Source organism: Wenyingzhuangia sp. IMCC45533 (assembly GCF_054111225.1).
Genome location: NZ_CM134197.1, coordinates 2,546,009 through 2,559,761 on the forward strand (window position 1 = coordinate 2,546,009; position 13,753 = coordinate 2,559,761).

At 33.7% G+C, this 13,753-nt stretch carries 13 protein-coding genes; 2 read left to right on the top strand and 11 right to left on the bottom strand.

Features of this window, described 5'->3' with window-relative positions; all coding sequences use genetic code 11:
* Positions 1-47: 47 nt before the first annotated feature.
* From ACXGQW_RS11340 to ACXGQW_RS11385, 10 genes are all read right to left on the bottom strand, one after another.
* Complete coding sequence (locus ACXGQW_RS11340) at positions 48-812, bottom strand: carbohydrate-binding family 9-like protein (protein WP_457822932.1); 765 nt, start codon at positions 810-812, stop codon at positions 48-50.
* Between the two features lie 11 nt (positions 813-823).
* Positions 824-1,108 (bottom strand): DUF3817 domain-containing protein, encoded by a 285-nt coding sequence (locus tag ACXGQW_RS11345; RefSeq protein ID WP_457822933.1) that lies wholly within the window; start codon positions 1,106-1,108, stop codon positions 824-826.
* Between the two features lie 77 nt (positions 1,109-1,185).
* On the bottom strand, positions 1,186-1,632 hold the full coding sequence (locus ACXGQW_RS11350; RefSeq protein ID WP_457822934.1) for a hypothetical protein: 447 nt from the start codon (positions 1,630-1,632) through the stop codon (positions 1,186-1,188).
* Between the two features lie 170 nt (positions 1,633-1,802).
* Positions 1,803-2,183 carry a hypothetical protein gene (locus tag ACXGQW_RS11355; protein ID WP_457822935.1) on the bottom strand — a complete coding sequence of 127 codons (381 nt, stop codon included), beginning with the start codon at positions 2,181-2,183 and terminating at the stop codon, positions 1,803-1,805.
* Between the two features lie 4 nt (positions 2,184-2,187).
* Positions 2,188-2,559, bottom strand: a complete 372-nt coding sequence (locus ACXGQW_RS11360; RefSeq protein ID WP_457822936.1) for a DUF423 domain-containing protein — start codon at positions 2,557-2,559, stop codon at positions 2,188-2,190.
* Between the two features lie 4 nt (positions 2,560-2,563).
* Entirely contained in the window at positions 2,564-3,154 is a 591-nt protein-coding gene (locus tag ACXGQW_RS11365; RefSeq protein ID WP_457822937.1) for a DUF4494 domain-containing protein, read from the bottom strand.
* Positions 3,155-3,269: 115 nt separating this feature from the next.
* Positions 3,270-4,121, bottom strand: a complete 852-nt coding sequence (locus ACXGQW_RS11370) for a DUF4412 domain-containing protein (RefSeq protein ID WP_457822938.1) — start codon at positions 4,119-4,121, stop codon at positions 3,270-3,272.
* A gap of 49 nt (positions 4,122-4,170) precedes the next feature.
* On the bottom strand, positions 4,171-6,156 hold the full coding sequence (gene uvrB / locus ACXGQW_RS11375; RefSeq protein WP_457822939.1) for an excinuclease ABC subunit UvrB: 1,986 nt from the start codon (positions 6,154-6,156) through the stop codon (positions 4,171-4,173).
* A 106-nt stretch (positions 6,157-6,262) separates the two neighbouring features.
* Positions 6,263-7,705 carry an FAD-dependent oxidoreductase gene (locus ACXGQW_RS11380; protein ID WP_457822940.1) on the bottom strand — a complete coding sequence of 481 codons (1,443 nt, stop codon included), beginning with the start codon at positions 7,703-7,705 and terminating at the stop codon, positions 6,263-6,265.
* A gap of 59 nt (positions 7,706-7,764) precedes the next feature.
* Positions 7,765-8,691, bottom strand: coding sequence for an aldo/keto reductase (locus tag ACXGQW_RS11385; RefSeq protein ID WP_457822941.1), 927 nt, complete (start codon positions 8,689-8,691; stop codon positions 7,765-7,767).
* A gap of 170 nt (positions 8,692-8,861) precedes the next feature.
* Between ACXGQW_RS11385 and ACXGQW_RS11390 the strand changes: the two genes are divergently transcribed.
* Positions 8,862-10,409 carry an SDR family NAD(P)-dependent oxidoreductase gene (locus ACXGQW_RS11390; protein WP_457822942.1) on the top strand — a complete coding sequence of 516 codons (1,548 nt, stop codon included), beginning with the start codon at positions 8,862-8,864 and terminating at the stop codon, positions 10,407-10,409.
* Between the two features lie 40 nt (positions 10,410-10,449).
* Here the strand turns inward: ACXGQW_RS11390 and ACXGQW_RS11395 are convergent, their stop codons facing one another.
* A complete protein-coding gene (locus tag ACXGQW_RS11395) occupies positions 10,450-10,863 on the bottom strand; it encodes a group III truncated hemoglobin (protein ID WP_457822943.1) in 414 nt (137 codons plus the stop codon).
* A gap of 231 nt (positions 10,864-11,094) precedes the next feature.
* Here ACXGQW_RS11395 and ACXGQW_RS11400 point away from each other — a divergent pair, with 231 nt between their 5' ends.
* Entirely contained in the window at positions 11,095-13,608 is a 2,514-nt protein-coding gene (locus tag ACXGQW_RS11400) for an outer membrane beta-barrel protein (protein WP_457822944.1), read from the top strand.
* The last annotated feature ends 145 nt before the right edge of the window (positions 13,609-13,753 follow it).

The window sequence follows — 13,753 nt, forward strand, 5'->3', positions numbered from 1 at the left end:
CAAAGTTTTTAAACTTTAGCTTTTTGCAAATTAAACCTCTTTATGGGTTATTCTACAAATTCCATCAGACCAAACATTTCTGGTTGATGAACATCTTTTTCAATATGATAAACAGGAAACAGCGTAGTCATAGCTCTTCTACCAATTTCGTCAACATCTCTAAACTGTCTCAGGGCAATAAAAGCCCATTTATTTCCAAGTTGAATAGGATGCAGATTGGTAGCCCCTTTAAAAGCATCGTGCGGTATGGCCATTTCCATAGACCACCCTTTGTCAACATCAGTATTGTTGTTAAGGGTTCCATTTATTTTTACAGCTACTTTAAATTCAGGGTTATATTGTTTGATGACTGCATTGTTATTTCTTTCAAAATTATTTACCCATACCAAATCGTTTTTTGCTTCGTTAACGTTTACTTCAAAACAATAATGAATGTTCTCAACTTGAGGAGCAGGTATAAAAAACACTTCAGCACAATCATCTAGATAAGGAGCACCGTCTCTTTTGGTTTCTGCAGCGTTGACGTATTTATCATCAGATTCGTAAAATAGGTATATATTCTGATCATCCCAGAGCATTCTAAAAGTAGTCTTTTGTTCTTCTTTTTTATTTTGAGTTAAGTAGAAGTATTCAAATGTTCTTACCTCGGCTTCACCCCACGCGGTGTCGTCTAATTTTCCATCTACAAGAATAGCACTATTCGCTTTGTGGTTTTTATACAAAGGCCTTTCTGATATATCTAATTTTTTTGTTTGTCCGTTAGTGACGGTAATAGTTGCAAGTAATGCAAAGAGAATGATGTTAAATTTCATAGATTTTAAAACTATTTAGTTTGAAGATATTTTCTATCAACATAAAAAGTGCCGAATGGTAAAATTGAGCATACAAGAATAATCAAAAATTCCTTGGTGGTCCACTTTTGTTCATCTTTGAGTAGAAATGCAAAAATTACGTAGGTAACAAACAAAATACCGTGTGGCATTCCTAGCGATTTTACAATGATATCATTTCCAGTAAAGTGTTTTAATGGAGTTCCCACACCTAAGAGTAGTAAATAAGAAATCCCTTCTAACAGGGCTATAATTTTGAAATTTTTAAGAGTAATCATTTGATGAGTATTTGCAAATAAAAATACTATATAAACAAAAAACTCAGTCAAATTTGACTGAGTTTTTTGTTTTAATTTTATGAGTAAGAATTCACTTCCTGTTTTTTCCAATACTGCATAAGTGTTAAAGTACTAACAGCGCAGGCTGCTGAACTTTCTATAATCATGGAAAATACTACTTTAGATAAGTCTAAGTGATTCCCCCAAAAAGAGATTTGTCTTATCATATCGAGCAAAGAACTGTCTATAAATTTCACGTAAAAAATCATAGATAGTATTACTGCAAAACTAGCCATTACACCCGTAGTGAAACCAATGTATAAGTTGCTTAAATAATTGTTTTCTTCTTTGTAGCGCAGGTTGCTTTTAATGGCCATATTCATCCCTAAAATAACAAAAACAATGTTAAGGAATCTTAATTCTATCATATGGCTCAAACCAACTAGTTTGGTGAAAAAGTAAAAACCAACGATAGATAAATAAATGATTAGTGCGTTTTTAAAAATAATTTTGTTTGTAGTCATGTTGTGTGGTATTTGTAATTATAACTTTAAATTACACAAAAAGATACCCACATAGAAATGAATGAAATAATTGGTGCTATTTGAATTAACTCTGAAATTCTCAATTTAGCAGTTTGTTGATTTGAATCATGCAAAAATTTAAAATATAGTTCTAAATTGTAAGATTAATTTTATTCAATGTGCTTATTTGTAGTATTAACTTCCCTAATTTTACTTTTAAAATTGCTTGGCATTAAATCTATGTTTCTTCTTTCGGCAGCTTTGAGTACAAATGGAATAATGATGCTAGCACCAGGTATAAAAACAAAGGGAATTCCAATACCAGCTACTTTCAAAAGGTCTAGAGTGTAAGATTTCAAAAACTTTTCTTCTTCTTTAGATATTTTACCTGAGAGGAGGTAGGCCTGAATGATAATTCTGGTTTTCTTGGTATCAATAGCTTCGTTTTTTAGTCCTCTAAAAAATAAATCCAAAGCTTCAGAAACCATCAATCGGTTTCTGTTTATAAATTGTTTAAAGAGTCTATACTTTCTACTTTCGGTTTTTTCCATTGTATTATATCATAGCTACTGTAAAAAACAGCCAAGATAAAAGTAACAATAATCCTCCCAAAGGAGTAATAGGCCCCAAAACTTTAACAGAAAGATGACGACTTTTTAAAATACAAATTCCGTAAATACTACCAGAGAAAAGGAAAACTCCCATGATACAAGTTAAAATCGCTAATGTTGCCCATGTATTGTTGGGCAAAAGGTTACCCATTAAAATTAGGAAGAGTGCGTGGTAAATTTGGTACTTTACGCCAATTTCAAAACTACTAAGAATTTCGCTAGACCACTTCTTTTTAAGTAGATGACTACCAAATGTACCCAATATAATGGAAATAAACCCCAAAATACCCCCAGAAATTGTAGCGAATTGTTGCATTGGTTTAATCTTCTATTATTTCTTCTTTATTCTCATCAACCTCCTCGTCTTCGTCAATCATTTCGTCATGAATAGGAGCGGTGAGTTCTTCTTCAGTATCGTCTTCCGAAAAAGAATTTTCAGTATAGCTATTTTCACTAGTAGCATGGATTGCTGATGGTTGTTCTTCATCACCATCAAAAAACGGAAAGATATCAATAATTGGACTTTCTTGAATACTTGGAATAGAAAAATCTGAAACTGAGTCTGCAAACTGTTCCAATAAGTATTCATAAGCATCTTTAACATCTAAAGCTTGTACTAAAACGTAAGTATTGGTTCTTCTTTCTAAACCTTTGTCTTCGTCTAAAGTTACCAAAGAAACTTTACACTTAAACCATCTATCTCCGTGTTCACTAGGGAAGATTTCCGAGAAATTGGCAACTTTGATATTGGTAATTTTAAATCCTTCGGATAAATATTTACCCATTTCTTCTGTAGCACGAGCCTCAGCTTCTGTAAAGGTCAAAGCATCAAATAAATAAGGCTGATTAAAGGTTTTAATCTTTTCGTTATCGTCTATTTTACTGTATTTAACTTTTACTTCGTACCACATAATATTATTTTTTAGCGTTCCAAAAATAAAGAAACAAATATAAATTAAACCATATTTTTTAATCTATTAAACAATAAAAATAGGCTTGGTTAGCATATACTTTACAGCTTAATTATTACCGGTCTAAAAAGTTTTTGTATTCTGCTGCGTTATAACTTATGTCAATAGGTTTGATTTCTATTACCCTAGACGTAAAATTTTCTCCTTGATTGGATTTATAGTTTACTTCTAATAAATAGCCTTCTAAGAATGAATTTTTACTGGTATAAAAGTTTTTAAGTTTGATATCCTTAGTAGTCCAAAATTCATAAAATCCTTTTTGATCCTGAACGGTATATTGATAGGCATTGTATTTCAATATTTTTTTAGTTTTCCCTGTTTTTTTAAACTGCTTAAACTTTTTTAGATCATGATAAGTATTAGAAAAGGTATTCCCTTCTGGTAGGCTTACCTGGCTGGGGATTTGTATTTTTCTTTCTCCAGTATTTAGTAGGTTCACGCTAGTATCACCATCTTGTATCATGACTGTTTCTCTCTCTCCGTTGGGCACGGTAATACCATAATAAGAATCTTTAACGTTTTGAAGTATAGAAAAGGTAGATTGATTTCCCTGATTGTCTTCGTACATCATAATAGTTTGCGTATCAAAAATATAAGTTTTAGTAACACTGTGATGACTTTCTGTATAACCCTCTAAAGCATTGCTGTAGTTATATTCGTCATCATCATCAATACCATCATCTTGGTTTTGATCCACATCATCCGTAGATATATTATTGTCTGATTCTGGTTTCGTAGCGGGAGTAGAGGTGGTGTTTTTTGTTTTCTTTTTAAAAACCTGATCGATATTGCCGTCTACAGTCTGGTCTATTTTTTCTGTTATTTTAGATTTTAACTTTTTAAAAAATTGGGCATGGGTGTTAATGGTTATCGAAACGAGTAGGAATGTAAGTAGTTTAGTTTTCATAGTTTTGGATTAGCGGAATAAATATACTAACTTATTGTGAATCTAATAATTAGAGTTTTGTTTTTAACACCTTTATTTCATCTCTATATTTCGCAGCAGCTATAAAGTCTAATTCCTTAGCAGATTTTTCCATAGCTCTTTGTTTCTCCTTGATTCTATTTTCAATAGCTGATTTAGATAAGTAGTCAATGTCTTCTTCTGCAGCTAAGTTTTGTTGAATTTCCTCGTAGTTGGTACCAGAATTATCAGTTAAGTTGTTTCCAAGGTCTTTTTTTATCTGAGTTGGTGTAATTCCATTTGCTTTGTTATATGCAATTTGCTTTTCTCTCCTCCTCGCTGTCTCATCAATGGTAAGTTGCATACTTTTGGTAATTTTATCTCCGTACATAATAGCCATACCATTCACGTTTCTTGCTGCTCTACCTACAGTTTGTGTAATGGATCTGTGGGAACGCAAATACCCTTCTTTATCTGCATCTATGATGGCTACTAAGGAAACTTCTGGTAAATCTAAACCTTCACGAAGCAGGTTAACCCCAATCAATACATCAAAAAGTCCTTTACGAAGGTCTTGCATAATTTCTACACGCTCCAAAGTATCAACATCAGAATGGATGTAGCGACAACGAATTTGAATACGTGTTAAATATTTAGACAATTCTTCTGCCATACGTTTGGTTAAGGTGGTAACCAAAACACGTTCATCAACTTCTATTCTTTTGTGAATTTCTTCAATCAAATCATCAATTTGATTTTTACTCGGGCGAACTTCAATAATTGGATCTAATAAGCCTGTAGGTCTAATAACTTGCTCCACAACAACTCCTCCAGTTTTTTCTAATTCATAATCCGCAGGAGTTGCAGTAACATAAATTACCTGATTTTGAATAGCTTCAAACTCCTCAAATTTTAAAGGACGATTGTCCATGGCAGCAGGTAACCTAAACCCGTAATCCACCAAATTTTCTTTTCTAGATCTATCTCCGCCGTACATGGCACTAGTTTGTGGGATGGTTACATGACTCTCATCTATCACCATTAAAAAATCTCTAGGGAAGTAATCTAATAAGCAGAAAGGCCTAGTTCCAGGTAATCTTCCATCTAAATATCTAGAGTAATTTTCAATACCACTACAATAGCCCAATTCACGGATCATTTCCAAATCAAATTCGGTGCGTTCTTTTAATCTTTTGGCTTCTAAAACCTTTCCAATTTCACTAAAATAGTCGTACTGTTTCATCAAATCATCTTGAATTTGATGAATAGCATCTTGTAAAACATCTGGAGAGGTCACAAACAAATTAGCTGGATAAATATCTAATTCATCAAAACGCTCTATGACTTGTTTGTTTTCTAAATCATAAGATTCAATTTCTTCTATTTCATCTCCAAAAAAATGAACCCTGAAAGCATATTCTCCATAAGACGGAAAAATGGTAACCGTATCTCCTTTCACCTTAAAATTTCCACTCTTCATCTGTTCTTCTGTTCTAGAATATAAGGCTTGAACGAGTTGATGCAAGAATTTGGTTCTACTAATGGTTTGGTCTACTTGTATAGTAACCACGTTATTTTTAAACTCGGCAGGATTTCCCATACCATATAAGCAAGAAACGGAAGCTACTACCAAAACATCTTTTCTACCAGAGAGTAGGGAAGAGGTAGTGCTCAAACGCAAACGTTCTATTTCCTCATTAATGGATAAATCTTTTTCTATATAAACCCCCGTAGAGGGAACAAACGCTTCAGGTTGGTAATAGTCGTAATATGATACAAAATATTCGACGGCATTGTTGGGAAAGAAGTTTTTGAACTCTGAATACAACTGAGCTGCCAACGTTTTATTGTGAGCTAAAACAAGCGTAGGTTTATTTACTTGCTCAACCACGTTAGCCACCGTAAAAGTTTTACCAGATCCTGTAACTCCTAAGAGCGTTTGGTATTTATCTTTGTTTTGTACCCCTGCAACCAACTCTTTAATAGCGGTTGGCTGATCTCCTGTGGGGCTGTATTTAGAAACTACTTTAAAATCCATAATACAAATTTACTCAATAGTATTTTATATGGATGTTAAATTTTAGAATTGAAGTTATTTAGAGAGCCTTTGGTGATATTGTTTAAAATAGCAGCTAAACAATTAGTTACTTTCTAGGCTTATCTCCTTTAAACAATACGTTTTTAGAATGTAAAAATTGAGCTGCCTTCGCTGAGTCTTCTACCTTAATAGCACTGCGTTGCAACATTTCTGTTTCAAAAATATTTAAAACACTCTTTTTTATCCCTTCTTGCTGCCATTCGGCATGGGTATCACATTGTTTATAAACGGTTCTGGCTAAAGATAAAGCATCTAGAATAGCCTGATTGGCTCCTTGACCTTTAAATGGACTCATGGGGTGAGCTGCATCTCCAATCAAAGTAGCGAAATGATTTTCTGCCAACTGTGTAGCATTTAAGAGTGCTCTATCATATACAGGATACCCTGTAACCAGCGATGCCTCTGTAGCCAACAAAATTTGAGGAATAGGAGCGTGCCAATTCGCTACTTCACAAGCTTTTTTCTTAAGATACTCACCTCCTTGCTTGCTCAGTTTTTTAGCATCTTCTTCTTGCATAGGAAAGCTTAACTGCCACATTACGGAATCGTTTGTGTAAGGCATCACATAAATCCGTTCCTTACCATTTGCGGTTTGAAATACGGTTTGAGAATCTAGCAAATCTGAATCCTGTACATCAATAGCAGCTAACGGACAGATGCCTAAAATAACAATACAGCCTAAATAATTTAATGGAGTTTTAGCATCATCTACAATTAATTTTCTAACAGTACTTCTAATGCCATCAGCTCCCACAAGAATATCAGCTTGTTGCTCAACTATAGTCTCTCCGTTATTGAATTTTAAATGGACTTTATCTCTTAAAGAAGTATCAATATCAACTAGTTGATGCCCCCATTTGATATTACTGTTGGTATTTACTTGTTCCAATAGCTTTAAACGCAACGATTGGCGAGCAATATGTATGTTTGTTCTTTTGGGCGATTTTTGATGATTTTCTTTGATCCATTTTCTATTTCCCCATTCTCCTACAATTTCTCCGTGGGTATTATGTACAACGTGCCTGCTAGAAATTACTCCTTCTTCTAAACTAAATAGTCCAAGCGATTGTATGGCTTTGCTAGCCTGTTGTAAGGTAAGTCCGTAACCTTGAGATCTGGCATCAAAAGTTTTGTCTTTTTCGTAAAGTGTAAAAGGAATTCCTCTGTGAGTGCATGCAATAGCTAAGGCAAACCCACCAATACCACCTCCAATAATAGCAATGTGTGGTAAGTGGTTATTTACAGGAATGTTTTGTGTTTCTTGATGAAAAATCAATCCAGATCCAGAACAATAAATACACGGGTATAAATGAGCTTTTGGCGGAGTAGGTTCTTTACCTGTTCCGTTATTTTTTAAGAAAGCCTCAATTTGTTTTTGATAGTTAATCTTGGCTTTTTTACTCAACCCTCTACTTTTTTTTCCATGCCCTTTGCATTTAGGACAAAGCGTATAATGACTCTTGTAATGATTGATTTTCTCTAGATTCATTGTTTTAATCTCAAAAAAGTAAAAAGGATTTTAAGAATTTATTTTATTTGTAGATACTTTTATTCCCATTTTAATTGTTTTCTTTTCCCCCAGTAAGTTGTAGAATTTTCAACAAGAGATTGTAATTGTTTCAAATCTTCATCATTCAGTTTTATATCCAAACATTTTCGGTTACTTGCTAACTGTTCCTTGGTAAAGGCACCGCTTAAAAGTATATAAGGATGAAGTGTATCTATAATAAAACGCAGAGCAACGGCATCAATATCTACATGATACTTTTGGGCTATTTGAGCTAATATTGGCGGAGTGTAATCAAAAATTCTTCCATTGGCAACTCCTTCTTTAATTACAATTTTATGACCAGCTTTAGACAAGTCCATTAAAGTATGATAGGTGCTTTGTTCAAAAATATTGTAGGTGACCTGAAAAACATCAAAAAGCGGCTGATGGTCAATTTTAATTTGAGCAGCTTCTTTTAACACTGTATTTTGATGAGGTCCACTCGTGGTAATCCCAATAGAAATTCCCGTTTCCTCTTTAATATCGTGCAATTTTTTTAATATTTTTTGATTTTCTAGCACACCGCTCTCTAGGGTGGCAGAGTGTATTTGATACACTTTTAGATTGGGCAGCAGGGTTTTAGAAACTTCCCACTGTTCTATGAGTTTGTTAATACTATGCTCTTTAATTTCGTGAGCACCATCATAACCTAATTCCCAATTAGCAACATAAGTATAACCCCACTTGGTGGCTAGTTCAGTATCGCAGTAAGTATTGATATTTTGCCATTCCTTTAAAAATTCTTCTCCTTTTCCGTAAGATGGTGCAGTATCAAAATACCTAATTCCTAATTTGTAAGCTGTGTTTAAAATATCTAGTGCGTTATTTCTAAAAGCAAGTTCACTTTTATCTACATTTTTTTCTTTTCTAATATTTATGTATTCGGGTCTACCAAGTGCTGCTAAACCAAGTCCAATTTTGGTCATCAAAAAAAATAATTGTTAGTTGTACGGCAATATATAATTAATAATTATTTATTAAGAATTAATTCATGCACTTTTAATAAACTTCAAAACGTTTATCATTTGATTGTTCGTAAATCTAGTTAACTAATCATTGTATTTAAGCTATCTTTGTAGTCGATTTTTATACGATTATGTCAGAAATTCCAAAAGATAAATCTGTAGATACAGCAGAAGTAAAAAAGTGTATACAAACCTTGGAATCTTTATTACAAGATACCAATCAGCTATACGACTTGCCCGAAACGGAGAGAATCGCGTTGATGAAAGTTGCGGGTTTGTTAAGCAGACCTAGTAAAAAGGAACAAGATAAAAGGAGGAAAGATGCGAACAAAGCGGCCTTGAGAAAAAAACGAGAAAGAGAGAAGCATGCGAGAAAAGAAACTGGAATTCGTTCTGCTCGTGAGTCTGCTGTTTTTGAAGCTCCCAAAATGCTAACATTTACAGAGGTTCAACAAGATGATATTCCAGAATTGGAATCCCCAAGAAACTGTTATGTATGTAAAACATTGTATACCAAACTGCATCATTTTTATGATAGTATGTGTACCGAATGTGGAGATTTTAATTATGCTAAAAGATTTCAGGAAGCAGATTTGACTGGTCAAGTAGCCATTATGACGGGGTCTAGATTAAAAATAGGATACCATATTACGCTCATGATGTTGCGCTCTGGAGCTACGGTAATTGCTACAACACGTTTTCCTGCAGATTCTGCAATCCGTTTTGCTAAAGAACCCGACTTTCAAGAATGGGGACATCGTTTAAAAATTCACGGTTTAGATTTAAGACACATACCTAGTGTAGAAATTTTTTGCAATTACGTTGAGCAGAAATACGATCGATTAGATATTTTAATAAACAACGCAGCTCAAACGGTAAGAAGACCAGCAGGTTTTTATACGCATTTGATGGAGAACGAAGAAAAGCCGCTAGCGTCATTACCTGTAAATGCACAAGAATTGTTAACAGATCATTACGGATGTTTAGAGGAACTCAATCAGTTGAGCGGGGCTGTTGTAGAAACCAATAAGAATGCTCCAGTGACTTGGCATGGAGAACAGCCAGGAGTTGGATTAAGAGCTTCTGCCAAATTATCACAAATTCCATATAGTTTTGACAATTCCCTAACCACTAGCGAAGTTTTTCCTGAAGGAGAGTTGGATGCAGATTTGCAGCAAGTGGATTTGCGAAAAACCAATAGTTGGCGATTAAAAATAGGAGAGATTGAAACTACTGAAATGGTGGAAGTCCAATTGGTTAACTCCGTAGCTCCTTTTGTATTGATTAATAGGCTAGCTGAATTGATGAAAAAGGAAAATACAGGTAAAAAGCACATTATTAACGTTTCTGCAATGGAAGGTAAATTTTACCGATTTAAAAAAGAAGATAGACATCCTCACACGAATATGGCCAAAGCAGCATTAAATATGTTAACACATACTTCTGCTTCTACTTTTGCAAAACATGGAATTTTTATGAATGCGGTAGATACGGGTTGGGTAACTGATGAAGATCCCGCAGAATTGTCTAAGAAAAAACAAGAGGTTCACGATTTTCAACCCCCGTTGGATATTGTTGATGGAGCAGCTAGAGTGATTGATCCGCTATTTGACGGAATTAATACAGGCAAACACTGGTGCGGTAAATTTTTAAAAGATTACAGACCGATTGATTGGTAAATAGATCACAAAAAAAGGAGCAATTTGCTCCTTTTTTTTGTTATTCGTTAAATTTCTTTTTGTCCTTGGGTTTGTTTCTCCTCATCACCATGTTTTGTATTTGTGCAATATTGTGAGCAGCCATCAGAGCTCGGGTAGCCAAATCCCCTTGATATAAATCATTAATTGTTTCCTCCCAAAGTTTTAGCCACTGATTAAAATGAGTTTGTTGTATGTTATGATTAAACTCAGCATCTGTTTGTATGTGCTTTTGAGTAGGACTTCCTTTAAATTTTGGAATTCCAAATAAGTTAGTTTCCCAAAAATCGGTTAATTTGTCTAGATGAATAGGCCATTCGTTGCTAGGAATCATATGATTAAAAATGGGTCCGAGTATTTCGTCTGCTCTTATTTTATCATAAAAGGCACAAACCAACTTATAAATATCTGCTCGGTTTTGAATATCATTCTTCATACCCTAAAAGTACAATCAAAAAAGAAGATAATAGATGAAAAATATCAGTTGTTTGCATTAAACCAATCGGAGATGATCATGTCTAAATTTTGCACAATAATATTTATCCTATAAGTTTACCAATCAAAATATAGTTTTTTATACTTATCAAACTATTTTTGCCATTCATCAATTTTTAAAAATAACAAATTGGAGCACCAAAGATTTACACTCAACAAAAAAATGTTTTTAATGATGTTTTTAATATCCAACATCATTTTTGCTCAAATTACCGGTAAAGTTAAAGATGCAGAGAGCAGTGAGGCTCTTGAGTATGCTACCGTTGCACTTTACAGTAGCGATTCCAATAAATTAATTACAGGTGTAATTACCAGCAGAGACGGGAAATTTGTAATAGACAAAGTAAATGCAGGAACATATTATGTAGAGGCAACTTTTATTGGATATGAAACCAAAAGAATAGAAAATATCAGCATTGATAAAAAAAGCGAGTTCAAAGATTTGGGAATTATTTCTTTATCAGTAGCAAGTAACCAGTTAGAGGCTGTCGAATTACGAGGAACGACTAAGTCTGTCATACATAAAATAGATAGACAAGTTTTTGATGCTAAAAAATATCAAGTAAGTAAAGGAGGTACGGCTACAGATATTATTAAAAATTTGCCTTCTGTTACCGTGAATGGTCAAGGAGATATCAATGTAAGAGGAAGTAATAGTTTTGCGGTTCTAATCAACGGAAAACCAACGCAAGGAGATGCAACGACAATTTTGGGACAATTACCAGCCAACGCTGTACAAAAAGTGGAATTGATTACTGCACCATCTGCCAAGTACGACCCCGAAGGAACTGCGGGAATTTTAAACATCATCACCAAAAGAGGAGCTGCCAATGGAGACTATGCGCAAGTAAGCGTTAGGGGAGGTTTTCCGTCCATAGAAGATTATAACACGAAAGAACCTGCGCAGAGATATGGTATTGATGCTACCTATAACACAAGAACAGACAAGTGGAATTATTCTATTGGAGCTAGTTTTCAGCGTAATGATAAAACAGGTTTGAGGGATGGTAATGTAGAAATTATTGATGAGCAAAACATAACAAATCGTTTACCCTCTTTTGGAGAGCGTAGTTTTGATGATGTAAGTTACAATGCAAGATTTTCGGTAGATTATACTCCAAATGACCAAGACGAATTTTCTGTAGGGCTGTTTGCAGGAAAAAGAAAAAAAGATAGACTAGCAGATATTTTTTACACGAATTCTAAGTTAGATGCTAACGGAGTATTGATACCGAAATCAGGATTTAACTATTATAATCATAACCTAAGAACTAGAAAGGGTGATTTTGCCTTGGGAAGCATAGATTACACTCATAAATTTAAAAACGAATCTAAATTGTCCACTTCGTTTTTATACGAATATACTTTTTTAGGAGGTCCTACTGAAAATGATAATGTAGATACTCCTGCTTATAAAATTATTTATCAGCAAGAACGAAATACAAACGACAATCCATTAGAGGGGATAAGATACAATTTAGATTATACGTTTAAACCTACTTCCATAGGAGTATTTGAGGCTGGTTATCAATACAGAAATCTAAATCATCAAGGAGAATTTGAATACAATCGTAGAACTCCTCCTAACACTAATTTTATCAATGTTCCAGAGTTTTCTAGTAACATAGAGTTGAATAGAGAAATTCACGCTGCTTATTTGCAGTTGTCAGGAAGTAAAAATAAATGGGACTACGCTGCAGGAGTGCGTGTTGAGTCTATGGATAGAGAATACAAAGAACGATTAGACACGTTTACAAGAGATAGTATCTATAAGTATGATTTTGTGAAATTATTTCCGTCGGCATCCGTTCAATATAGATTGAATGACAAAACAAATCTTAAAGCAGCTTATAGCAAAAGAGTACAGAGAACAACAACTTTTAAAATGAATAGTTTTGCTGAAAGAGAACATTCGGAGGTGTTTGAACAAGGAGATAATCAATTAAGACCTGAATTTATAGATGTACTAGAATTGGGTGTTACAAAGAATTTGCCTAAAGGGAATTCTTTTTACGCAACGGCTTATTACAGACATACTAAAAATGTAATCAATAGAGTTAATACTCTGGTTTATGAAGAAGATGCAGATAACCCAGGGAATTTTGTTGTAAACGATTCTATTTTAAATAGAGTGTATTCTAATGTAGGTAAAAGTAATGCTATAGGTTTAGAAGTAGGAGCTACGGTGAAAGCTTCTAAAAACTGGACTAATTTTGTGGGTGCTAATATTTATAATTACGCTATTGATGGAGTGTTTAGTTTTAATCATAGAGATGGAATAAGAAGAACTTATCCAATTGATACAGATGCTTTTGTTTATTCTTTAAATGTAAATTCAACTTATAATTTTTGGAAAAATGCCTCTTTACAGTTTACATTTAATTATCTATCTGACAGAAACACAGCTTTGGGAGAGGATTCTAGATTTTACTCTCCAAATTTATCCTTCAAAAAGTCATTTTACAACGATCAATTAACGGCAACTTTGCAATGGCAAAATATTGACATGGGACTTTTAAAAACCAATGAACAAAGAATTACCACGTCTAGACCTAATGAATTTTTTACCACTACTAATTATATTTACGAAGTGGATATGGTTACTTTAAACTTAACTTACACTTTTAACAAACTTAAAAACAAATCAAAATTTGTAGAAAGCGAGTTTGGAAAAAGAGAGTTTTAAGATATAAAAAAGACGATGATAAAAAGCCTATTTAGTGCGAGCTCGGTCTAAGAATATTAGTGCAAATTATATTTTTGTTGCAAAATTGAATTTTTCCGATACTATTCTCTATTAAAAATTACTCGGAATGATAATTTTAAATCTC

Coding starts and splice junctions, on each gene's coding strand:
- ACXGQW_RS11340 (WP_457822932.1), bottom strand. CDS start 812: ATGAAATTTAACATCATTCTCTTTGCATTACTTGCAACTATTACCGTC.
- ACXGQW_RS11345 (WP_457822933.1), bottom strand. CDS start 1,108: ATGATTACTCTTAAAAATTTCAAAATTATAGCCCTGTTAGAAGGGATT.
- ACXGQW_RS11350 (WP_457822934.1), bottom strand. CDS start 1,632: ATGACTACAAACAAAATTATTTTTAAAAACGCACTAATCATTTATTTA.
- ACXGQW_RS11355 (WP_457822935.1), bottom strand. CDS start 2,183: ATGGAAAAAACCGAAAGTAGAAAGTATAGACTCTTTAAACAATTTATA.
- ACXGQW_RS11360 (WP_457822936.1), bottom strand. CDS start 2,559: ATGCAACAATTCGCTACAATTTCTGGGGGTATTTTGGGGTTTATTTCC.
- ACXGQW_RS11365 (WP_457822937.1), bottom strand. CDS start 3,154: ATGTGGTACGAAGTAAAAGTTAAATACAGTAAAATAGACGATAACGAA.
- ACXGQW_RS11370 (WP_457822938.1), bottom strand. CDS start 4,121: ATGAAAACTAAACTACTTACATTCCTACTCGTTTCGATAACCATTAAC.
- uvrB (WP_457822939.1), bottom strand. CDS start 6,156: ATGGATTTTAAAGTAGTTTCTAAATACAGCCCCACAGGAGATCAGCCA.
- ACXGQW_RS11380 (WP_457822940.1), bottom strand. CDS start 7,705: ATGAATCTAGAGAAAATCAATCATTACAAGAGTCATTATACGCTTTGT.
- ACXGQW_RS11385 (WP_457822941.1), bottom strand. CDS start 8,691: ATGACCAAAATTGGACTTGGTTTAGCAGCACTTGGTAGACCCGAATAC.
- ACXGQW_RS11390 (WP_457822942.1), top strand. CDS start 8,862: ATGTCAGAAATTCCAAAAGATAAATCTGTAGATACAGCAGAAGTAAAA.
- ACXGQW_RS11395 (WP_457822943.1), bottom strand. CDS start 10,863: ATGAAGAATGATATTCAAAACCGAGCAGATATTTATAAGTTGGTTTGT.
- ACXGQW_RS11400 (WP_457822944.1), top strand. CDS start 11,095: ATGATGTTTTTAATATCCAACATCATTTTTGCTCAAATTACCGGTAAA.